Below are 20,348 nucleotides of genomic sequence, written 5' to 3' on the forward strand. Positions count from 1 at the left end.
CTCAGGCGCACTCGATGCGGTCGCGCCCGGCGGCCTTGGCCGCATAGAGGGCCGCATCGGCCCGCTGGTAGAGCGTGTCGGCACTGTCCGGCATGGCGAACATCGCCAGGCCGATGCTGACGGTCAGCCGCCCTGTGCCGGCCCCGCCCGGGTCCGGCTGCGCTTCATGCACCACGGCCTCCCGGGCCAGCAGCTCCCGCAGCTTCTCGGCCTGGTGCAGCGCTCCTTCGGCATCGGTGTCCTGCAGCAGCAGCGCGAATTCCTCGCCCCCGAGCCGCGCCGGCAGGTCGGTCGGCCGGCGCGCCACGTGCTGCAGGCAGCGGGCCAGCGTCTGCAGCGCCTGATCGCCGGCCGCGTGGCCGTAGTGGTCGTTGTAGCGCTTGAAATGATCGACATCGATCAGGATCAGGCACAGCGACGCCCCGCTGCGGTGCTGCTGGCGCAGGGCCAGGCCCAGGCGCTGGCTGAAGCTGCGACGGTTGGGCAGGCCGGTCAGCGCGTCCGTCATCGAGAGCTTCTCGAGTTCGTACACCTGCCGGTCGATGACGGAGAGCAGGTGGTTGATGCCTGCGCCCAGCTCATTGATCTCGTCGGCGCCCTGCAGCGTGACGGCGGCATGCCACTGCCGCTGCTCGCGGATGCCCGCCAGCTCGCGCCGCATGCGCACGACCCGGCTGATCACGAGCCGATCCAGCAGCACGCCCAGACCCACGCTGAGCAGCACGCCCAGCAGCACCATGACCAGGCGCCGGTCGTGCAGCTCCTGCGCGCCCCGCCGCGCCACCTCGCGCCCATGCTGGACCTCCAGCGCGACCTGCTGCGCGGGCTCGCCCGCCATGGGCAGGGGCCAGTGCATGAGCAGGTGCTCGTCGAGGTAACGCAGGCTCCAGGGGCCGGCGCCGGGCAGCTCGGCGCTCGCCATCGGCTCGACGATGTCGCCGGCCAGCGGCTGGGCCTGCGCCGCGGGGACCAGGCGCACCGGCAGCCCGACGCGACGCTCGAGCGCGCGCAGGAAGTGGCTGTCCAGGCGTTCGGCCATCACCAGCACGCCCTGCGCGCCGTCCTTCAAGCCAGGCTCGGCCAGGGCACGGCGGCACAGCAGCACGAGGTAGTCGGGGCTGCCGATGAGGCCGCAGGCCGGTGCATCGACGGCGGGTGAGGCGATCCAGGCTCGCGTGCCGGCCGGCAGCGAGTCGGCCCAGCGCCCGCCGTCCGCGCGCGCCCAGGCCTGCAGGGCGACACGCCCCTGCGCATCCAGCAGCATCAGGCCCTCCAGCCCGATCTGGCTCAGGTAGACGGGATCGAAGCTGCGCGCAACGAAGGCCGGATCCGGCTGCCGCAGGTGCCGCCGCAGGTCCGGCCACAGCCGCCATTCGCGCAGCATGGCCTCGCGATGCTGGATCTCGCCGTCGAGCACCGCCAGGAGATGGCGGAAATCGTCCCGTGCTTCCTCCAGCTCCGCCGAGTGGTAGGCCTGCTCCAGTCCGCGCTGCAGGGCCCAGACCCCGAGCAGGACGCAGCCAGCCGAAACGGCGATCACGTAGCCGATCATCTGGCGGCGAAGACCCATGCAAACGACTTCCTGCTGCGATCCGGGAACCGGGACGGCCCATGCTAGGGCCAAACCCCAAGGTCGGGAGGCCCCACTGCGCTGGGCGTGGGGAGACCTTCACGCACTTTTTTCACGCTGGGGCGGTTTGAGCGCTGTCGCTGTCACCCGCCGTCAGCAAGACGGCAAGCGGGCTCGCTAAGATCGATTGCAATCCCGCCAGCTTCTCCTCCCGGCGCCGCCATGAACGCCCCCCCTCCGCTGAATTTCCTTGTCGTCGACCCGCTGGCCGGGGTGCAGTCCTTTGCCCGCCAGCTGCTCGAAAGCTACGGCTTTGCCGCCGCCAACATCCGCTGCTGCAGCAAGCCGGAGGACGCGCTGGCCCTGCTGGCGGAGTTCCGCCCGCAGTTCCTCATCACCGACTGGTTCCCCAAGGAGGCCGTGAACGGGATCGCCCTGCACCAGCAGATCTGCCGGCAGGTGCCGGACTGCCGCCTGTCGCTGCTGAGCTTCGAGGTCGGCCCGGAGCAGCAGGCGCAGGCTCAGGCGGCCGGTGCGCGCTTCCTGCTCAAGAAGCCCTTCACGGGCCCGGAGCTGAAGACGACGCTGCGTCAGGCCCTGGAGAAGCTGGCACTGGAACGGCCGGACCTGCACCAGCGGCTGCAGCAGGTCATGGGCACGCCCCAGGCGGCGCATCGGGTGGCCCTGCCGCCGATGCCCGTCATGCCAGCCACCCCGCCCCTCAAGCCGGGGGACAAGGTCCGCGTCGGCAATGCCACCGAGGTCGTCGACACCGTGGTCATCCGCCAGGGTGAGCTGGTCGTGCAGCTGAAGAACAAGGCCGGGCTGGTCCCGGCCGACAAGCTGCAGCGCGCCTGACGCCGGCGCGCAGCGGGATCAGCGGGCGCCCAGCACTTCCCAGCGCTCCAGCAGGACCATCAGCTCTTCCTCGATGGCCGACGCGCGGTTCGTGACCTCCTGGATGCGGCCGGCGCCCTGCGTGTAGAGCTCCGTGCCGCCGATCAGGGCGCTGAGCTGGGCCTGCTCGGCCTCCAGCGCCTCGATGCGGCCCGGCAGCTCGTCGAGCTCCCGCTGCTCCTTGTAGCTGAGCTTGCGCTTGGCCGGTGCCGGGCCCGCGGTCGGCGCGCTAGCCGGTGCGGACGCCGGGGCTGCCGCGGCCTTGGCAGCCAGGGCCTTGGCCCGCTGGGACTGTGTCAGCCAGTCCTGCACCCCGCCCTCGTACTCGCGCCAGACGCCGTCGCCCTCGGCCACCAGCGTCGAGCTGACCACGTTGTCCAGGAAGCGGCGGTCGTGGCTCACGAGGAAGACGGTGCCGTCGTAGTCCTGCAGCAGCTCTTCCAGCAGCTCCAGGGTCTCGATGTCGAGGTCGTTGGTCGGCTCGTCCAGCACCAGGACATTGGCCGGGCGGGCGAAGAGCCGTGCCAGCAGCAGGCGGTTGCGTTCGCCGCCCGAGAGGCTCTTGACCGGCGAGTTGGCACGCTGCGGCGCGAAGAGGAAGTCGCTCAGGTAGCTCATCACGTGCTTGCGCTGGTTGCCGATCTCGATCCACTCGCTGCCCGGGCTGATCGTGTCGGCCAGCGTGGCCTCGAGGTTGAGGCCGTCGCGCATCTGGTCGAAATAGGCCACGGTGAGGCGCGAGCCCTGGCGCACGGTGCCGCTGTCGGGCGGCAGCTCGCCGAGGATCATCTTGAGCAGCGTCGTCTTGCCCGCACCGTTGGGGCCGATCAGGCCGATCTTGTCGCCCCGCAGGATCGTCGTGCTGAACTCGCGCACCACCGTGCGCTCGCCGAAGCGCTTGCTGACCTTCTCCAGCTCCGCGACGATCTTGCCGCTGCTGTCCCCGGTGGCGATGTCCAGGCGCACCTTGCCCTGCACGTCGCGGCGGGCGGCGTGATCCTCGCGCATCTGCACGAGACGCGCCACGCGCGCCACGCTGCGGGTGCGGCGGGCCTCGACGCCCTTGCGGATCCACACCTCTTCCTGCGCCAGCAGCTTGTCGAAGCGGGCGTTGGCCAGGGCCTCGTTCTCCAGCTCGTACTGCTTGGCCGCCTGGAAGGCCGCGAAGTTGCCGGGATAGCCGCGCAGCTGCCCGCGGTCCAGCTCGACGATGCGGTTGCAGACGTTGTCCAGGAAGGCGCGGTCGTGGGTGATCAGCAGCAGGCTGCCCTTGAAGGCGTTGAGCAGGCCCTCGAGCCAGGCGATGGCGTCGAGGTCCAGGTGGTTGGTGGGCTCGTCCAGCAGCAGCACGTCGGGCTCGGCCACCAGGGCGCGGGCCAGGGCCACGCGCTTCTTCAGGCCGCCCGACAGCGCGCCGACCTGCCGGCTGCCATCGAGGCCCAGGCGCTGCAGCGTCTCCTCGACGCGCTGCTCCCAGGTCCAGCCGCCGAGCTGCTCCAGGCGGGTCTGCAGGGCATCGAGGTCCTCGCCGGGCGCATGCGCCTCGAAGCGCTCGCGCAGCTCGCGCGCCTCGGCCACGCCCTCGCTGACGACGTCGAAGATGCTCGCCTCGGCCCGCAGCACGGGCTCCTGCGGCACATAGACGCTGCGCAGCCCGAGCTGCAGCTGCAGCAGGCCGTCGTCGAGCTTGTCGATGCCCGCGAGGATCTTCAGCAGGGAGGACTTGCCCGTGCCGTTGCGGCCGATGAGGCCCACGCGTTCACCGGTTTCGAGCGAGAAGTTGGCACCATCCAGCAGCGGCACGTGGCCGTAGGCGAGATGGGCATTGGTCAGGGAGAGGACAGCCATGGGGGCGGATTGTCCCAGAGCCGCGCCCCGGGCCGCCAACTCCGCCGGGCGGCGCGCCGCTCAGGCCCAGACGCGGTAGGCCCAGAAGGCCTCGTCCGTGTCGATCCGGCGGCGCAGCTCCTCGGGCGAGAAGCCCGTGACGCGGCGGGTCTCGCGGCACAGGTGGGCCTGGTCCGCATAGCCGGCGTCCTGTGCCAGCGCACTCCACAGCACCTCGCCGGCCTCCATCTCGAGGCGCACCTGGTGGAAGGTGGACTCGGCACGGCTGATGCTGCGCAGGGCCCGCAGGCTCTGGCCGCTCCAGCGCTTGATGCGGCGCTCCACCTGGCGCAGGCTCTCGCCATGGCCGCCGGCCACGGCCTTCAGCGCCAGGTTCTCCATCCAGTCGCGGTAGCGGCGCGGCGGCGCGCTGGCGCCCTGGACGCAGGCGCGCCAGCGCGGCAGCAGGAAGGCTTCGAGCAGCGCCTGGCAGGCGTGCTCGTCGGGCGCGGCCAGCAGCTCGCGGCTCAGGGCCTGCCAGTCCGGGCCGAGCACCGACTCGATCGGCACGTGCCGGTCCAGCAGCGAGGCCAGGTCCAGCCCGGTCAGTGCATGCAGCGCATCCGGCAGGAAGGCCACCATGAAGCAGCGCGTGCCCGCGTCGGAGCGGTACTGCGCCGGCCGGCTCTTGGGCCCGCCCACCAGCGAGAGGCTCGGCAGCCGCTGCTCGCTGCCGTCGTCCAGCACCTGGCAGCCGTCGCCCTCGAGCGCCCAGGTCATGCCGCAGTAGGGCGTGGCCGGGAAATGGCTGCTGCGCTGGGCGGCCGTCAGCGAGGCGGCGCCCGTCGTGTCGCGCCACAGGGAGGCGTAGAGGCAGCCGCTGAGCGCCAGGCTGGGGGCAATCAGCCGGGCGACGGCATCGGGATGGCGGTCGCAGTCCATGGGCGCAGTGTAGTGAAGCGACGCGCGAGGCGGCCGCTGCCCGGCCAAGTCCTCGCGCATGTCGATTTCGTTCAAGACGCCCCGGCGCCGGCCCGTCACGATCCGCCTCATGAACACGCACACCCTGCCCTCCGTGAATGCCGCCCTGCCGCCCGGCCCCGCCGGCCTGGGTTTCGACCGCCTGCGCGCCCTGCGCCTGGACTACCTCGGCAACGTCCGCGCCTGGCATGCCCAGTACGGCGACGTCGTCCGCCAGCGCTTTGTCCACCTGGTGGACTACAGCTTTCTGCATCCCGAGCACATCCGCGAGATCCTGGTGGCCTCGCACGAGCAGCTGATCCGCTGGGAACGCGGCACCGAGGTCTTTGCCAGCGCGCACGGGCACAGCGTGCTCGTCGCGGAAGGCGCGGCCTGGAAGCGCCAGCGCCAGATGCTGCAGCCGGCCTTCTCGCCCAAGCGGGTGGAGGGCTTCGTGCCGCGCATGGTGGAGGCGGCCCGCGACGGCATCGCCGCCTGGGGTGACGCGCCGGTGATCGACTTCGAGGGCGCCATGACGCAGACGACCATGGCCGTCATCATGCGCGCCCTCTTCTCGCGGGCCGACGTGCAGCAGGGGCGCGACATCGCCGCGGCGGTGCATGACCTCGGCATCGAGGCGATGAAGGAGTTCTACTGGCCCGTCAGCGCACCGCTGTGGGCGCCCTGGAAGGCCCGCAAGCGTCGGGCCCTGCAGCTGCTGGACCGCTTCATCGAAGGCGAGATCCAGGCGCGTCTGGCGAGCAGCGGCGGGGCGCAGGACGACCTGCTGGGCCTGATGGTGGAGGCGCAGGATGCCAGCGGCCATGGGCTCGACCCCCGCGGCCTGCGGGACGAATGCATGACCACCTTCCTCGCCGGCCACGAGACCACCGCCGCGGCCCTGACCTGGTGGGGCTGGTGCATGGCCTCGCACCCCGAGGAGCAGGCCCGGATCGCCGACGAGGTGGGCTCGGTGCTGGGCGACCGCGCGCCCACGGCGGCCGACCTCGCGCTGATGCCACGCCTGGCGCGCAGCTTCAAGGAGAGCTTGCGCCTCTACCCGCCCGCGGCGGCGCTGTTCTCGCGCCGCACGACGGCACCGGTGCGCGTCGCCGGCTATGAGCTGCCGCCCGGCAGCATGATCCGCCTCACGCCCGCCCTCACCCACCGCGACCCGCGCTGGTTCGAGGACCCCGAGGCCTTCCGCCCCGAGCGCTTCGACACCGCCAGCGGCCATCCCGAGATCCCGCGCGGGGCCTGGCTGCCCTTCGGCGCCGGCCCGCGCGTGTGCCTGGGCAGCCATTTCGCGCTGACGGAGATGAGCGTCGTCGCCGCGCAGATCCTGCAGCGCCACGCGCTGCACGTGCTGCCGGGCCAGGCGGCGCCGGCCCCGCGGCTGGACATCACGCTGCGGCCCGACGCCGCGCTGCACCTGGGCCTGCGCCGGCGCTGATGAGCGACGCTGACCCCGACGAAGCCGCCGGGGTCAGGTCTTGCCCGAGCCCTCGGGCCCGCCTCAGGGCAGCGTCCGGAGCTGCGCCTTCACCGGCCCCGAGAAGCTGAAGCCATCGGCCCGGTCCCAGTTGATGGACCAGGTCATGGCGCCCCGGAAGCTCGGGTAGGCCGCCTTGGGCCTCACGGCGCCGCAGTTCTGCAGCAGCGTCAGGCAGGTGAGCGCCTGATTGATGACGCTGGGCGGCGCATAGCCCCGCCCGGCCGCGCGCGGGCCCGAGGGCACGCCGAAGGCGACCTGGTCGGGGCGCAGGCCCTTGAACTCCCAGCCCGTGCCCTGGCTGACCTTGAAGCCCTCGATCAGCATCAGGCTGCCGCCCACCAGGCCGTCCACCGTGCCTTCGCTGAGCTGGCGCCCGTCGGCGTAGGTGAAGCCGCCGTTGTTGTAGTACTGCACGTGGATCATAGTCAGCTCGTCGCGCAGGCCGTCGATGATGGGCAGATAGGCGCCCCAGATGCTGCCGAAGGCCACGTAGCCGCCCTGCACATACGGGTGCTCCGGCGCCATCGAGAGGTAGAAGCCCGGCCCCACCTTCGCCTTGAGCTGCTTCACGCCGCTGATCAGGTTGTTGATGATGGGCGCGCCCAGCGAGACGCCGGCACCGCTCTCCAGGTCCAGGTCGATGCCGTCGAAGCCGTACTTCGCGATCAGCCCTGCCAGCGTGTTGACGAAGTTCGTGACCTGCGCGCTGGTGTTGAGCGTCATGCGGCCGTCCTGCCCGCCGAGCGACAGCACCACCTTCTTGCCCTTCGCGCGCTTGGCGGCGACGTCGGCGATGAAGTCCGCCTCGGAACCCGCGCCCGGGTCGAGCTGGAAGGCCACGCCGCCGTCGCCGGCATCACTGGCGAAGGAAATCATGATCACGTCCCAGTCATCGGACACGTCCTTCACCCGGATCGGTGCGCCGGCCCCGTTGGCGAAGTTGTGCCAGTAGCCGATCAGGGCGTGCTTGGGCAGGCCGGGCGTAGGCGTAGGCGTAGGCGTAGGCGTTGGGGTTGGCGTCGGAGTCGGAGTCGGAGTCGGAGTCGGGGTCGGGGTCGGAGTCGGAGTCGGGGTCGGCGTGGGCGTCGGGCTGGCCGTGCAGTCCGCCACGAAGCGCCACAGCGACGGCGTGGTGGACGGGTTCCAGTGGGTGCCGACGTAGGCGGTGTGGGTGACCAGCGCGCTGTAGTCCTTGCCCTGCTCGCTGGCCAGGGTGTTGGCGGTGTAGGTCTTGCCCTCGGCCCAGGCGGCCGAGCAGGGGGCGGCCAGGGCCGACGAGGTGAGCGTGAAGCCGGCGGCCAGCAGGGCCAGGCTCAGCAGATGGGGACGGGTGGATGGGGACATGCAAACCTCCAGGGGATCGGTGCAGGGCGGAACAGCAGCCCGAATCCGGCGGCCGTCATGGGCGCCGCGCCGGGCCGTTCGATGACGACCCCTCCTGAGCGGCATCCGCCTTTCCCCGGCCCGCCCGGGCAAGCCGCGCAAGCCCCGACGGATGCCCCGCCGGGTCAAGGCCTGACCCGGCAGCATTGGTATGTTTTTGGTCTTGCTCTGGTATTTGACTACCCGATCCGCCCGTGCGGCATGCGGATCAACCCTGGCCCGCGCCCACCGCCCGCTCCAGCGCATTGACGAAGAGCGCGGCCACGTCGAAGCCCGTCTGGGCGCCGATCTCCTGGAAGCAGGTCGGGCTGGTGACGTTGATCTCGGTGAGGCAGGGCCCGATGACATCCAGGCCCACCAGCAGCAGCCCGCGCGCCGCGAGGAGGGGCGCCAGGTGCTCGGCGATCTCCCGCTCGCGATCGGTCAGCGGCATGGCCACGCCCTTGCCGCCGGCCGCCAGATTGCCGCGCACCTCGCCGCCCTGGGGAATGCGGGCCAGCGCGAAGGGCACGACTTCGCCGCCGATCAGCAGCACGCGCTTGTCGCCCTGGGCGATCTCGGGCAGGTAGCGCTGCACCATGACCGTCTGGGCGCCGTCCTTGTTGAGCGTCTCGATGATGGCGCCGAGATTCATGCCGTCCGGCCCGACGCGGAAGATGCCCATGCCGCCCATGCCGTCGAGCGGCTTGAGGATGATGTCCCGGTGCTCGGCATGGAAGGCCCGGATGGCCGCGGCCGAGCGCGTCACGAGCGTGGGCGTGATGTGTTGCGGGAACTCGAGGATGGCGAGCTTCTCGGGGTGCTCTCGCAGTGACGAGGGCTTGTTGAAGACGCGGGCACCCTCGCGCTCGGCCTGGCTGAGCAGCTGGGTCGTGTAGAAGAACTCGCTGTCGAAGGGCGGATCCTTGCGCATCAGCACGGCATCGACGCCGGCGAGGGCCAGGTCTTGCGTGGCCGTGACGGCGTGCCAGTCGGGCGTGTCCGTGCCGTAGCCGCTGGCCAGCGCGGCGGGCGTGAGCTGCAGCTGCTGGGCGCCGCGGGCGGTGACGAGGCCGCCGCGCTGCCACACCAGGTCCGCGGGCTCGCAGGCCCACAGCTCGTGGCCGCGCCGGGCGGCCTCGCGCATCATGGCGAAGGTCGAGTCCTTGTAGGTCTTGAAGCTGGACAGCGGGTCGGCAACGAAGAGCAGTTTCATGGCGAAGGTCCGGAAAGGTGGAATCGAGGATCCGTGGGGCGGGCAAGGTCAGGGGCGGCGCAGGTGCTGCACCAGCAGCGCCAGCGAGCCGGCCACCACGCCCCAGAAGGCGGAGCCGATGCCCGCGAGCTGGAGGCCCGAGAGGGTCACGAGGAAGGTGAGGATCGCGGCGTCGCGGTGCGCCTCCTCCTTGAGGGCGGCACTCAGGCCGCCGGCAATGGTGCCCAGCAGCGCCAGCCCGGCGATCGCGGCCACGAGCTCGCGCGGGAAGGCCGCCAGCAGCCCGACGACGGCGCCGCCGGCCAGCCCAAGGGCGATGTAGAACACGCCGGCCATCACGGCCGCTGTGTAGCGCCGGGCCGGGTCCTCATGCGCTTCGCGGCCCATGCAGATGGCGGCGGTGATGGCGGCCAGGTTGAGCGCGTAGCCGCCGAAGGGGGCCAGGACGAGCGAGGCAAGACCTGTCACCCCGATGCTGGCCGACACCGGCGTCTGGTAGCCCGAGGCCCGCTGCGCGGCGACGCCGGGCAGATTCTGCGACGCCATGGTCACCAGGAAGAGCGGCAGTGCGACGCCGACGAGCGCCGCCACGCTGAAGCGCGGGCTCACCCACTCGGGCTGCGCCCAGGCCCACTGCACGGCGTCCATGTGCAGGCGCCCCTGGAAGGCGGCCACCGCGATGCCCGCCAGCAGCACCACGGGCACCGCATAGCGCGGCCAGAAGCGACGGCCGAGCAGGAAGGCCGCCGCCATGGCGAGCACCAGCACGGGCGCACTCTGCGTGGCCAGCATCGCGTCGAGCCCGAACCGGGCCAGCACGCCAGCCAGCAGCGCCGAGGCGATGGCAATGGGGATGCGGTCCATCAGGCGCTCGAACAGCCCGCTGAAGCCGGCGATGGCGATGAGCAGCGCGCAGACGATGAAGGCGCCGACGGCCTCCGGCATCGACACGCCGACCGTGGTCGACAGCAGCGCGGCGCCGGGCGTGGACCAGGCCGTGAGCACCGGCTTGCGCGTCCAGAGCGAGAGGCCGAGGCTGGTGAGCCCCATGCCCAGGCCCAGGGCCCACATCCAGGACGTCAGCTGCGTCGGGGTGGCACCCAGCGCCGTCGCGCCCTTGAAGACGATGGCCACCGAGCTGGTGAAGCCCACCAGCACGGCCACGAAGCCGGCCACGGTGGAAGGCAGGGACAGGTCTTGCAGGAAACGACGCATGGGGGCCAGCATAGCCGGCCCGCCGTGACCGTGCCGGGACGGGGGCAAGACGGGCAGGCGCGCCAGGCGCCCGTCAGCCAGCGCTCAGGCGTCGGGGACCGGGCCGAGGGCGCCGGACCGGACTCAGATCTCGACCTTGGACCCCAGCTCGACGATGCGGTTGGTGGGCAGGTGCAGGAAGTCGGCCGCCGCCGCCGCGTTGCGGTGCATGCTGGCGAAGAGCTTCTCGCGCCACAGGGCCATGCCCGAACCGATGGTCGGGATGACGATGTCGCGGGAGAGGAAGTAGCTCGTCTCCATGTCGTCCAGGTGCACGCCGCGGGCCTCGAGCAGCTTCAGCGCCTCGGGCACGTCGGGCTCGTTCTTGAAGCCGAAGTGCACCGTCACCTGCCAGCAGTCGTTGCCGAGGTTCTCCACCTCGACCCGCTTGTCGAAGCCGATCCAGGGCTTCTCGTGGTGGCGCACCGTCACGAAGAGGTTCTGCTCGTGCAGCACCTTGTTGTGCTTGAGGTTGTGCAGCAGCGCGTTGGGCGTGATCCCGAGCTCGGCCGAGAGGAACACCGCGGAGCCCGGCACGCGCACGGGCGGGCTCAGGAACACGGCCTCGAGGAAGCCCTTGAGCTCGATGGCGTCCTCGCGCAGCTTGCTCGACAGCAGCTGGCGGCCCTGCTTCCAGGTCAGCATCAGCGTGAACATCCAGACGCCGATCGTCAGCGGGAACCAGCCGCCCGCCGCGACCTTCAGCAGGTTGGAGGCGAGGAAGGTGACGTCGATCAGGAAGAAGAAGCCGGTGGCCGCCACGCACAGCGCCAGCGGGTACTTCCAGCCGTAGCGGATCACGAAGAAGGTCATGACCGTGGTGATGGTCATGTCGATCGTGACGGCCACGCCATAGGCGCCGGCCAGCTTGCTGGACGAGCCGAACATCACGACGGCGACGACCACGAAGCCGAACAGCATCCAGTTGATGAAGGGCACGTAGATCTGGCCGATGTCCCGCACCGAGGTGTGCACGATGCGCATGCGGGGCAGGATGCCCAGCTGCACGGCCTGCTTGGTGACGGAGAAGGCGGCGGTGATCAGGGCCTGCGAGGCCACGATGGCGGCCAGCGTGGCGAGGCCGAACAGCGGCATCTCGGCCCACGAGGGCGCGATCAGGAAGAAGGGATTCTTGATGGCCGCCGGGTCTTCCAGCAGCAGGGCACCCTGCCCGAAGTAGTTGATCACGAGGGCCGGCATCACCACGGCGTACCAGGCGATCCGGATGGGCTTCTTGCCGAAGTGCCCGAGGTCGGCGTAGAGCGCCTCGCCGCCGGTCACCACGAGCACCACCGCGCCCAGGGCCACGAAGGCGACCCAGCCGTAATGCAGGCAGAACTCGATAGCGTACATCGGGTTCACCGCGGCCAGCACCTTGGGGTTCTCGAGGATCTGCGGCAAGCCCAGGAGCGTCAGCGCAGCGAACCAGACGAGCATGACCGGCCCGAAGGCCTTGCCCACACCGCCCGTGCCGAAACGCTGCACGGCGAAGAGGCCGGCCAGCACGAGCAGCGTGATCGGCACGATGAACTGGTGGTACTGCGGCGCATAGACGTCGATGCCCTCGACGGCGCCCAGCACCGTCATGGCCGGCGTGATGACCGCGTCGCCGAAGAAGATGGCGGTGCCGAAGAGGCCCACGCCCATGAGCACGCGCCGCAGGGTCGGCTTCGCGCGCACCGCCTGCGTGGCCAGGGCCAGCATGGCGATCAGGCCGCCTTCGCCGTTGTTGTCCGCCCGCAGGATCAGCAGGACGTACTTGAACGAGACCACGATGGTCATCGTCCAGAACAGCAGGGACAGCACGCCGAGGATGTTCTGCGGCGTCAGCGGCACGTGGCCGCCATGGAAGACTTCCTTGAGTGCGTAGAGCGGGCTGGTGCCGATGTCGCCGTAGACGACCCCCAGGGCGCCGAGGGTCATGGCGGCGAGGACGCCGGGGCTTCGGTGTTGTTGTTCGTGGCTCGAGCTCACAGGCGCGACGGCCTGAGACAGGTCAAGCCGAGGAGTCAAAAGTCCCTATTGTGCGCTGCACAGCGCCTCCGGGGACAGCCACCTGACCGGATGGCCGCCCCCGGGGCGCCGGGCGGGCGTCAGTCCCAGCGGTAGCTCAGGCTCACGTTGAAGCGGCGGCCGAGGTCCGCGTCGCTGCGGTTGCCGCTGTCCCAGTGCCCGAACTGCGCCGGCACCGTGGCGGCGCCGCCACTGATGTACTCGTTGGTGACATTCAGCAGCGATCCCGCCAGCACGACATTCTTGAAGCCGGTGTAGGACAGCCCCAGGTCCAGCGTCGTCTGGCGGGTGGCGGTGCACCAGCCCTGGGCGCTCGGATAGGCCTGCAGCGCCGTCGGGTTGTAGCGGCACTGCGCCGAGCTGGTGTTGCTCCACAGCGGATCGGTGTGGTTCAGACGCAACCAGGCGCTGGTGTCGTTGCGGCTCCAGTCAATACGCACGGAGGCCTTGGTCTTGGGCACCCCCGAGGTGGTGGTGCCGTCGATCCGCTCCACGGCGCCGCCGCTGAGGATCTGCTGGTCGTAGCGGGCCGTGTAGCTGCCCTCCAGCTTGAACTTGAACTTTCCCAGCGGATGGGCCGGCAGGCGCAGGTTGGCCTCGTAGTCCACGCCCGAGGTGACGGTGTAGTTGAAATTGCCGTACTGGCGCAGCAGGGCCAGGATCGGGCCGCTGTTGGGGATGGGGGCGCCCTGGGCGTCCGTCAGCCAGGTGCCCGGGTTGCTGTCGCGGATCAGGAACTGCTCGTTGGCCGCCGGGTTGGCGATGTACGAGGTCATGATGTCGAAGCCGCGCTGGACCCGGATCTCGTTGTTGCGCCTGAAGTACCAGGCGTCCAGCGAGACGTCCAGGTAGTCCGTCGGCGACAGCACCAGCCCCAGCGTGGCCGAGCGCGACTTCTCGGGCTTGACGGCCGGGTTGGGCGTCACAGCGGTGGCCAGCGAGCCGGGCTGCTGGGCCGATGGCACGCCCGAGGTGTAGTTCAGCAGATTGCAGTCGCGCCACTGGTTGGGCTGCGTGGATTTGCTGGTGGACTTGCTGTTGTCGCTGGCGTTCCAGTTGCAGCGCATCGGGTCGTAGATGCGCTCGGTGCCGTAGCTGTGGAAGCTCACGAAGAAGCCGTCGCGGGAGATCTGCGAGATGGAGGGCGCGCGGTAGCCCGTGGCGGCGGTGCCGCGCATCATCAGCTGGCCCGGCAGCACCGTCCACTTGTAGCCCAGCTTGCCGGTGGTGGAGTTGCCGAAGTCGCTGTAGTGCTCCGCGCGCAGGGCGGCCTGCACCTCCAGGCTCTTGAGCACTGGCAGGCGCAGCTCGCCGAAGCCGCCCATGACGTTGCGCGAGCCCGAGGTGCCGTTGGCGACCAGGCCGACGTAGTCGCCCGAACGGAAGGCGTCATCCGGCACGGCGGACAGGCTCTCATGGCGCGCTTCCAGGCCCACGGCCACCGCCGCGCGGCCGCCGGCCATCTCGAACCACTCGCGGCTGGCCCGCACGTCGGCGGCGGTGACGGTCGAGTCACCGGTGTTGGTGGCATCGTCCGTGAGCCAGTCGATGGCGGCGGCATCGTTGGCCTTGCCGAAGCGGTACGGCCCGCCCTTGGCGATCAGCTCGTTGAGGCGGCTGGAGAGCAGGCGCTGGGTGCGGATGCCCTTGTTGCCCATCTTGCTGTAGACCACCGCGGCGTCGTAGTCCCAGCCTGCGTAGACACCTTCCACGCCCGCGCTCAGGCGGGTGGCGCTCAGGTCGGAGATCTCGCGCTGGTCGAGGTCCTCGAAGCGGTAGGCCAGCTGCACGGTCTGCGGCTTGGCCGTGCCGCGCATCGGGTTGTCCGGGTGGTCGGGCGCGAGGATGATGGCGTTCTGGCCCAGGACCTTGCCGTTGGGCAGCGCCCAGGTGCTCACCCGCGTGTTGTTGGCCCCGACGAGCGTGGCGAGGGACTGCGGCGCGAGCACGTTCACGGTCTTCGTCCGCGAGTACATCAGGTCGACGAAGGCCGTGGTGTCCTCATTGACGGCGAAGTTGCCGCGCACCGAGCCGCTGAAGCGGTCCTGCTTGGCCATGAACTCGGTGTTGTCGTCCAGGTTGTAGCGGCACTGGCCCAGGGGCGAGCTGTCCTGCTGGCCGGGCTGCTTCTGCGGCACGCCCTTGCCCACGGTGCGCTCGTCGGGGCAGCCGGCCAGGGTGCCGAGGTAGAGCTTGGGATCGTTGGGGCCCGTCGTGCTGCTGGGCGTGGTCGCCGGCAGGCTGTAGTAGTTGCCCCAGAAGCTGCCGATGCTGCCGTACGAGAAGTCCGGCAGGCGCGGCGTGCCGGCCGTGGAGTTGGCGATCAGCCAGGCGTCGCGGTCCGACTGGCGGCCGATGCGGCTGGCCTCGCGGTAGGTGACGGGGTCGCGCTGCGAGATCTCCAGGCCGCCGAAGACGTTGAAGCGCTGGGTGGCCAGGTTGCCGAAGCCGAAGCTGCCCGAGGCGCTGCGCTTGCGACCATCGCCCTGGCTGTTGGCGCCGGCGGAGGCCGCCAGCTCGCCGCCGGTGTACTCCTTCTTCAGCACGTAATTGATCACGCCGGCCATGGCGTCCGAGCCGTAGATGGCCGAGGCACCGTCCTTGAGGATCTCGATGCGCTCGATCGCGTCCTTGGGAATGGTGTTGGTGCTGACGAGATTGCCGCGGCCGAAGTTGATGTCCACCGCCCCCACGGGCGCCAGGCGGCGGCCGTTGATCAGCACCAGCGTGCCCTGGGCGCCCATGCCGCGCATGGACACCGCATTGACCCCCGAGACGAAGCCGCTGCCGACGCCGTCGCCCACCGAGCCGCTCACGTCCACCGCGCTGGACGAGCGCAGCAGCTCCTCCACCGTGGCGAAGCCCGACTTGCGGATCTGCTCGGCCGTGATGACCTGCACCACCGACGGCGTCTCGCGGTCGGTGCGCTTGATCTTCGAGCCGGTCACCTCGACACGCTCGAGCTTCTGCTGGGCGGGCTGGGGCGGCGTCGGGCTCTGGGCCTGGGCGCTGCAGCAGGCCAGGGCGGCGAGCCCCACCAGGGTCATCGGGAACTTCATGGGCATCTCCTCAATGGGCGTTGGAATCCGGCGGCGCGAGGTGCACCGAAGGCCGCAAAGCTAAAGATCGGGCGCGGACGGCCCATGAGTTCTGGTTTGGTAAAGTTTTGTGAATGGTTATGAATCCACGTCCCGAGGGGGGGCCCGAGGCGGCCGAGCAGTTCGTGCGGCGACGCCTGAGCCTGCGCCATCTCCGCACCCTGATCGCCCTGGAGCAGGCGGCCAGCCTGAGTGCCGCGGCCGAGCTGCTGCATGTCACGCAGCCGGCCGTCAGCAAGACGCTGGCCGAGATCGAGCAGGGCCTGGGACAAACCCTGTTCCTGCGCCAGGGCCGCGGCCTGCGCGCGACAGCCCTGGGCGAACGCATGGGGGTGCTGGCCCGCAAGCTCGAGGCGGACCTGCAGCGCGGCGGCGAGGATGTCGCCGCCATGGTGCGCGGCGCCGCGGGCGAGCTGCTGATCGGGGCCACGAACGCCGCGCTGGCGCACGTCCTGCCCGAGGCCATGGCCCAGATGAAGCTGGCCTACCCGCACATCACGCTGAGCGTGCGCACGCACGCGCTGCGGGATCTGTTCCAGGAGCTGCGCCAGGGGCGGCTGGATCTCGTGGTCGCCCGCGTGCCGCAGAACGACCCCCCGGTGGACCTGGAATCCCACTGCCTCGTGCAGCAGCGCGAGGTCCTGGTCATCAGCGCCCACCACCCGCTCGCCCGGGCGCGCCGGGTGGGCTGGGAGACGCTCAGCGAGCAGACGTGGATCTGGCCCCTGCCCGGCACCCGGTCACGGGCCCTGCAGGAGCGGCTGTGGGCCCAGCGGGCGGTGCCGCTGCCGCGCAACGTCATCGAGACCGGCGACCTGATGCTGTCCCTGAGCCTGATGCGGCGCATGCCCTGCCTGACCATCATGCCGCTGCATGCGGCCCGGCTGGCCACCCAGCATGGCATCGGCCTGATCCTGCCGCTGGAGGCGGACCTGGGGCTGGCCGACCTGACGGTGTGGCACCTGCCCGAGCCGCCGAGCGAGCACCTGCAGCATTTCAAGACCCTGCTGCAGGCCTCGGCGGACCCGGCCGGGCCCGGGCTTCAGGCGTAGACCTCGGCGTCCGGGTCCGTCGCCTCGAGCTCGTAGCTGGCGGCCAGCATGCCCAGGCGGGCGATGACGCCATACATGTAGAAGCGGTTCGGCGCACTGGCCCCCGGGGCCTCGCCGGGGCGCGGCAGCTGGGTGGACTGCGCGAAGGCGAGCGGCACGTAGCTCGCGCCCGGTGCGTTGAGGTTCTCGTCCGCGGCGCGGTCGGCATGCACGCGGTAGAAGCCGCCCACGACGTAGCGGTCCATCATGCAGACCACCGGCTCGGCCACGGCCTCGTTGACACGCTCGTGCGTCACCACGCCCTCCTGCACGATGACCTCGTGCACGGGCTGGCCGTCCTTGATGACCGCCATCTTGTTCTTGCAGCGGCGGTTGAGCTCCTCCATCTCCTTGGCGTCGCGCACGGTCATGATGCCCATGCCGTAGGTGCCGGCGTCCGGCTTGACGATGGCGAAGGGCTTCTCCTGGATGCCGTACTCCTTGTACTTGCGCCGTGTCTTGGTCAGGACCTGGTCGACGTGGTCCTTCAGCGCCTCCAGGCCCTGCCCCTCGGTGAAGTCCAGGCCCTGGACGCCCACCGTGAGCGGGTTGATCAGCCACGGGTCCATGCCCAGCAGCTTGGCGAACTTCTTCGCCACTTCCTCATACGCCTGGAAATGGCGCGACTTGCGGCGTACCGTCCAGCCGGCATGCAGCGGCGGCAGCAGGTACTGCTCGTGCAGCCCCTCCAGCACCGACGGGATGCCGGCCGAGAGGTCGTTGTTCAGCAGGATGGTGCAGGGGTCGAAGTCCTTCAGGCCGAGCCGGCCGCGCTTGCGCACCAGCGGCTCCACGGAGAGGCTGCCGCCATCGGGCAGGGCCAGCGCCGTCGGCTCCGTGACGGCTTCATCCAGGCTGCCCAGGCGCACGTTCAGGCCCGCCTGCGTGAAGATGCGCACCAGCGTCTGCAGGTGCTGGAGGTAGAAGCTGTTGCGCGTGTGCTTCTCGGGGATCAGCAGCAGGTTCTTGGCCTCGGGGCAGATCTTCTCGATGGCCGCCATGGCCGCCTGCACCGACAGTGGGAGCAGGTCCGGGTTGAGGTTGTTGAAGCCGCCCGGGAAGAGGTTGGTGTCCACCGGCACCAGCTTGAAGCCGGCGTTGCGCACATCCACCGAGCTGTAGAAGGGCGGCGTGTGCTCCATCCACTCCAGCCGGAACCAGCGCTCGATGGCCGGCAGGGACTCCAGGATGCGCTGCTCCAGTTCCTTGATGGGGCCGTTCAGGGCGGTGACGAGATGTGGAACCATGGTGGAGAGTCCTGGACTGAGGGGGGGCTTGGGGCATTCTAGGAGGGCGCAACTGAGGGCGTATTGCCCGAATGCAAGGGCTTTGTGCGCCGCCTTGCTCGCGAGGCGGCGCTATGCTTGCCGGATCGACACCTGCGCCGCACTGCCGAAGATGCCCGCCAAATTGCTCATCGTTGAAGACCAGGCCGACATCCGCCGCCTGATCCGCTGGGCCCTGGAGGATGACGAGTACGAAATCCAGGAAGCCGCCAACGGCACCGCCGGGCTGGAGAAGATCCTCAGCTGGCAGCCCGACATGGTGCTGCTGGACACCATGATGCCGGGCGGCATGGACGGCCTGGAGGTCTGCCGGCAGGTCCGCGCGGCCCCCGGCACCGCCAAGACGGTCATCGTGATGCTCACGGCCAAGGCCGGCTCGGCCGACCACGAGGCCGCGCGCACGGCCGGCGCGGACTACTTCCTGCCCAAGCCCTTCAGCCCGGCCAAGCTGTCGGAGCTGCTGGGCGCGCTGCTCAAGCACAAGGCCGGCCCCTAGGGCCTACCCGGCGCTCACTCCGGTGGGTGACCCGCGGCAGGACCGGCCCCGGTTCCTAGAATCGCGCCACCGTCGCCGATGCGACCCTGCCCGAGCCCCCCCCATGCGCCTTCCCGCACTCCGCCCCCTGGTCCGTGAACTGGGGCGCCTCGCCCTGCTGCTGACGCCACTCGCCGGCCATGCCGCCCCCGACGTCCCCGCCGATGCCGGCCTGTTCACCGCCCGCGTCCTGACCAATGCCTCCAGCACCAGCCGTGGCAGCTTCCTCTACTTCAACCAGTGGGAGACGCTCACGCTGCAGGACGCCAGCAAGCGCGAGGTCGAGATCAAGGCCGACAAGGCCGGCGGCAGCAACAGCAGCCAGGTCTTCGAGGCGGTGCTGCCCGCCGGCAAGTACCGCCTGCTGCACATGGTCTCGCCGCGCACGCCCGCCCGCGTGGGCGCCGACCTGCAGAACGTGATCGCCGAGTTCGAGGTCCGGCCGCAGACCGTGACCAGCCTGGGCACCCTCATCTACCAGCCGACCGGCAACCAGGGCTACACCATCCTGTGCGATGGCTTCGATGCGCCGCAGATCGAGCGCGTGCGCCTGGGCTACCCGGCGCTCTACCAGGCCCAGGCCGAGCACGCCCCGGTGCGGCCCTGCGTGGGCAACGAGGTGGCCGCCCGGGCCAGCCAGGCCCTGCAGGGGCGCACCTACGTGCTCAGCAGCTCCCGCATGACCTCGGTCGTCGGCACGGCCACGCTGGGCGTCATCCAGGCCCTGATCGAGAAGGCCTCGGCCACCGAGGCCATCCAGGCCTGGAAGGCGGAGACCGATCCGCAGAAGCGGCTGTCCATGGCGCGCAGCAGCACCTACGCCTTCAACGCGGCCCGGATGCTGGACAGCGGCGAGGTGCTGGCCGGCAGCAACCTGGGCCAGGTGCTGGTGCGCGAGCCCCAGGGCCGCTGGCAGCGGCTGGACACCGGTGACACCCGCGAGATCACGACGCTGCTGGCAGACAACCGCCAGCAGATCCTGGTCGGCGGCGAGGACGGCCTGCTGATGCAGACCACGGACGGCGGCAAATCGTGGCAGGCCATCAGCGCGCCCACGCATGGGCTGATCGTGAACCTCGCCCGCCAGGACAAGCGCTTCTTCCTGCTGGCCATCGAAGGCTTCGACGCGGTGCTCTACGGCACGTCCGACCTGCAGCAGGGCCCCTGGACGGAGCTGCGCCGCGAGGTCAACGCCCGCGAGGAAGTCAAGCTGCCCCTCGCCACCTTCTTCCGCACGCCCTCGCTGACCGCCAGCGGCTGGGTGCTCGGCGACCGCTACGTGATGGTCACCTCCAACGGTTTCGTGAACAGCCTGAACCTGAAGGACGAGAGCTGGACGCGGACCAAGACGCCCTTCGAGGAGCCCCGCGGCGCCACGGCCCTGCGCAACGGCAGCCTGTTCGCCTACAGCAAGAACAAGGTCTGGGTGAGCCGCGACCAGGGCGCCACGTGGACGCGGGACGAGATGGGCTGCATGAAGCTCATCACCGCGGCCTACGGCGCCAAGGGGCAGGCCTACAACGTCTGCGGCCAGGGCGCCTTCGTGTTCTCCACCGCCCTCATGCAGCGCAGCGGCGACGCGGCCTCCTGGACGACGCTCAGCGACGAGACGCCCACGCCGGCCTCCGCGCTGTTCGCCAGCGAGGTGGACGACACGCTGCTCTTCATGAATCCCGAGGGCCTGATCTACGGCCGCGCGCCCGGCGCCAAGGACTGGACGCTGGAGCGCAAGCCGCTCTGAGGC

Annotated in this window: 14 protein-coding genes; 5 read left to right on the plus strand and 9 right to left on the minus strand. The window is 70.4% G+C overall.

Annotated elements, in window-relative coordinates; genetic code table 11:
• Window position 1: 1 nt before the first annotated feature.
• Window positions 2-1,570 (minus strand): GGDEF domain-containing protein, encoded by a 1,569-nt coding sequence (locus tag QRD43_RS00635; RefSeq protein WP_285980531.1) that lies wholly within the window; start codon window positions 1,568-1,570, stop codon window positions 2-4.
• A 222-nt stretch (window positions 1,571-1,792) separates the two neighbouring features.
• Here QRD43_RS00635 and QRD43_RS00640 point away from each other — a divergent pair, with 222 nt between their 5' ends.
• Window positions 1,793-2,428 (plus strand): response regulator, encoded by a 636-nt coding sequence (locus tag QRD43_RS00640; protein ID WP_285980532.1) that lies wholly within the window; start codon window positions 1,793-1,795, stop codon window positions 2,426-2,428.
• Between the two features lie 18 nt (window positions 2,429-2,446).
• On the opposite strand, the gene QRD43_RS00645 is transcribed toward QRD43_RS00640, so the two are convergent.
• Window positions 2,447-4,315, minus strand: coding sequence for an ATP-binding cassette domain-containing protein (locus QRD43_RS00645; protein ID WP_285980533.1), 1,869 nt, complete (start codon window positions 4,313-4,315; stop codon window positions 2,447-2,449).
• 60 nt (window positions 4,316-4,375) lie between these two features.
• A complete protein-coding gene (locus tag QRD43_RS00650) occupies window positions 4,376-5,296 on the minus strand; it encodes a helix-turn-helix domain-containing protein (RefSeq protein WP_285980534.1) in 921 nt (306 codons plus the stop codon).
• A 49-nt stretch (window positions 5,297-5,345) separates the two neighbouring features.
• Between QRD43_RS00650 and QRD43_RS00655 the strand changes: the two genes are divergently transcribed.
• Window positions 5,346-6,707 (plus strand): cytochrome P450, encoded by a 1,362-nt coding sequence (locus tag QRD43_RS00655; protein WP_285980535.1) that lies wholly within the window; start codon window positions 5,346-5,348, stop codon window positions 6,705-6,707.
• Between the two features lie 63 nt (window positions 6,708-6,770).
• Here the strand turns inward: QRD43_RS00655 and QRD43_RS00660 are convergent, their stop codons facing one another.
• The 5 genes from QRD43_RS00660 to QRD43_RS00680 all read right to left on the minus strand — a co-directional run bounded on the left by QRD43_RS00660 (window position 6,771) and on the right by QRD43_RS00680 (window position 15,653).
• A complete protein-coding gene (locus tag QRD43_RS00660; protein WP_285980536.1) occupies window positions 6,771-8,093 on the minus strand; it encodes a chitinase in 1,323 nt (440 codons plus the stop codon).
• A 247-nt stretch (window positions 8,094-8,340) separates the two neighbouring features.
• On the minus strand, window positions 8,341-9,327 hold the full coding sequence (gshB, locus tag QRD43_RS00665) for a glutathione synthase (protein ID WP_285980537.1): 987 nt from the start codon (window positions 9,325-9,327) through the stop codon (window positions 8,341-8,343).
• A 48-nt stretch (window positions 9,328-9,375) separates the two neighbouring features.
• The gene (locus QRD43_RS00670) at window positions 9,376-10,542 is read right to left on the minus strand and encodes a benzoate/H(+) symporter BenE family transporter (RefSeq protein ID WP_285980538.1); all 1,167 of its coding nucleotides are present in this window, start codon (window positions 10,540-10,542) and stop codon (window positions 9,376-9,378) included.
• 123 nt (window positions 10,543-10,665) lie between these two features.
• Window positions 10,666-12,504, minus strand: a complete 1,839-nt coding sequence (locus QRD43_RS00675) for a potassium transporter Kup (RefSeq protein ID WP_285980539.1) — start codon at window positions 12,502-12,504, stop codon at window positions 10,666-10,668.
• 170 nt (window positions 12,505-12,674) lie between these two features.
• Window positions 12,675-15,653, minus strand: coding sequence for a TonB-dependent receptor plug domain-containing protein (locus tag QRD43_RS00680; protein WP_285980540.1), 2,979 nt, complete (start codon window positions 15,651-15,653; stop codon window positions 12,675-12,677).
• A gap of 119 nt (window positions 15,654-15,772) precedes the next feature.
• Here QRD43_RS00680 and QRD43_RS00685 point away from each other — a divergent pair, with 119 nt between their 5' ends.
• On the plus strand, window positions 15,773-16,744 hold the full coding sequence (locus QRD43_RS00685) for a LysR family transcriptional regulator (protein WP_285980541.1): 972 nt from the start codon (window positions 15,773-15,775) through the stop codon (window positions 16,742-16,744).
• On the opposite strand, the gene gshA is transcribed toward QRD43_RS00685, so the two are convergent.
• Entirely contained in the window at window positions 16,735-18,030 is a 1,296-nt protein-coding gene (gshA, locus tag QRD43_RS00690) for a glutamate--cysteine ligase (RefSeq protein ID WP_285980542.1), read from the minus strand. The genes QRD43_RS00685 and gshA overlap by 10 nt on opposite strands.
• Window positions 18,031-18,181: 151 nt before the next feature.
• Between gshA and QRD43_RS00695 the strand changes: the two genes are divergently transcribed.
• Together QRD43_RS00695 and QRD43_RS00700 are read left to right on the plus strand one after the other, a co-directional pair.
• Entirely contained in the window at window positions 18,182-18,565 is a 384-nt protein-coding gene (locus QRD43_RS00695) for a response regulator transcription factor (RefSeq protein ID WP_285980543.1), read from the plus strand.
• 103 nt (window positions 18,566-18,668) lie between these two features.
• The gene (locus tag QRD43_RS00700) at window positions 18,669-20,345 is read left to right on the plus strand and encodes a WD40/YVTN/BNR-like repeat-containing protein (RefSeq protein WP_285980544.1); all 1,677 of its coding nucleotides are present in this window, start codon (window positions 18,669-18,671) and stop codon (window positions 20,343-20,345) included.
• Window positions 20,346-20,348: the final 3 nt, after the last annotated feature.

The organism is Roseateles subflavus (genome assembly GCF_030285365.1).
GTDB classification, from domain to species: Bacteria; Pseudomonadota; Gammaproteobacteria; order Burkholderiales; family Burkholderiaceae_C; genus Roseateles_B; species Roseateles_B subflavus.

Excerpts from the sequence above, each read along its gene's own strand:
- QRD43_RS00695 (WP_285980543.1), top strand. The coding sequence starts at position 18,182 with ATGCCCGCCAAATTGCTCATCGTTGAAGACCAGGCCGACATCCGCCGC.
- QRD43_RS00650 (WP_285980534.1), bottom strand. The coding sequence starts at position 5,296 with ATGCGCGAGGACTTGGCCGGGCAGCGGCCGCCTCGCGCGTCGCTTCAC.
- gshA (WP_285980542.1), bottom strand. The coding sequence starts at position 18,030 with ATGGTTCCACATCTCGTCACCGCCCTGAACGGCCCCATCAAGGAACTG.
- QRD43_RS00635 (WP_285980531.1), bottom strand. The coding sequence starts at position 1,570 with ATGGGTCTTCGCCGCCAGATGATCGGCTACGTGATCGCCGTTTCGGCT.
- QRD43_RS00645 (WP_285980533.1), bottom strand. The coding sequence starts at position 4,315 with ATGGCTGTCCTCTCCCTGACCAATGCCCATCTCGCCTACGGCCACGTG.
- gshB (WP_285980537.1), bottom strand. The coding sequence starts at position 9,327 with ATGAAACTGCTCTTCGTTGCCGACCCGCTGTCCAGCTTCAAGACCTAC.
- QRD43_RS00640 (WP_285980532.1), top strand. The coding sequence starts at position 1,793 with ATGAACGCCCCCCCTCCGCTGAATTTCCTTGTCGTCGACCCGCTGGCC.
- QRD43_RS00700 (WP_285980544.1), top strand. The coding sequence starts at position 18,669 with ATGCGCCTTCCCGCACTCCGCCCCCTGGTCCGTGAACTGGGGCGCCTC.
- QRD43_RS00685 (WP_285980541.1), top strand. The coding sequence starts at position 15,773 with ATGAATCCACGTCCCGAGGGGGGGCCCGAGGCGGCCGAGCAGTTCGTG.
- QRD43_RS00680 (WP_285980540.1), bottom strand. The coding sequence starts at position 15,653 with ATGAAGTTCCCGATGACCCTGGTGGGGCTCGCCGCCCTGGCCTGCTGC.
- QRD43_RS00675 (WP_285980539.1), bottom strand. The coding sequence starts at position 12,504 with ATGACCCTCGGCGCCCTGGGGGTCGTCTACGGCGACATCGGCACCAGC.
- QRD43_RS00660 (WP_285980536.1), bottom strand. The coding sequence starts at position 8,093 with ATGTCCCCATCCACCCGTCCCCATCTGCTGAGCCTGGCCCTGCTGGCC.
- QRD43_RS00655 (WP_285980535.1), top strand. The coding sequence starts at position 5,346 with ATGAACACGCACACCCTGCCCTCCGTGAATGCCGCCCTGCCGCCCGGC.
- QRD43_RS00670 (WP_285980538.1), bottom strand. The coding sequence starts at position 10,542 with ATGCGTCGTTTCCTGCAAGACCTGTCCCTGCCTTCCACCGTGGCCGGC.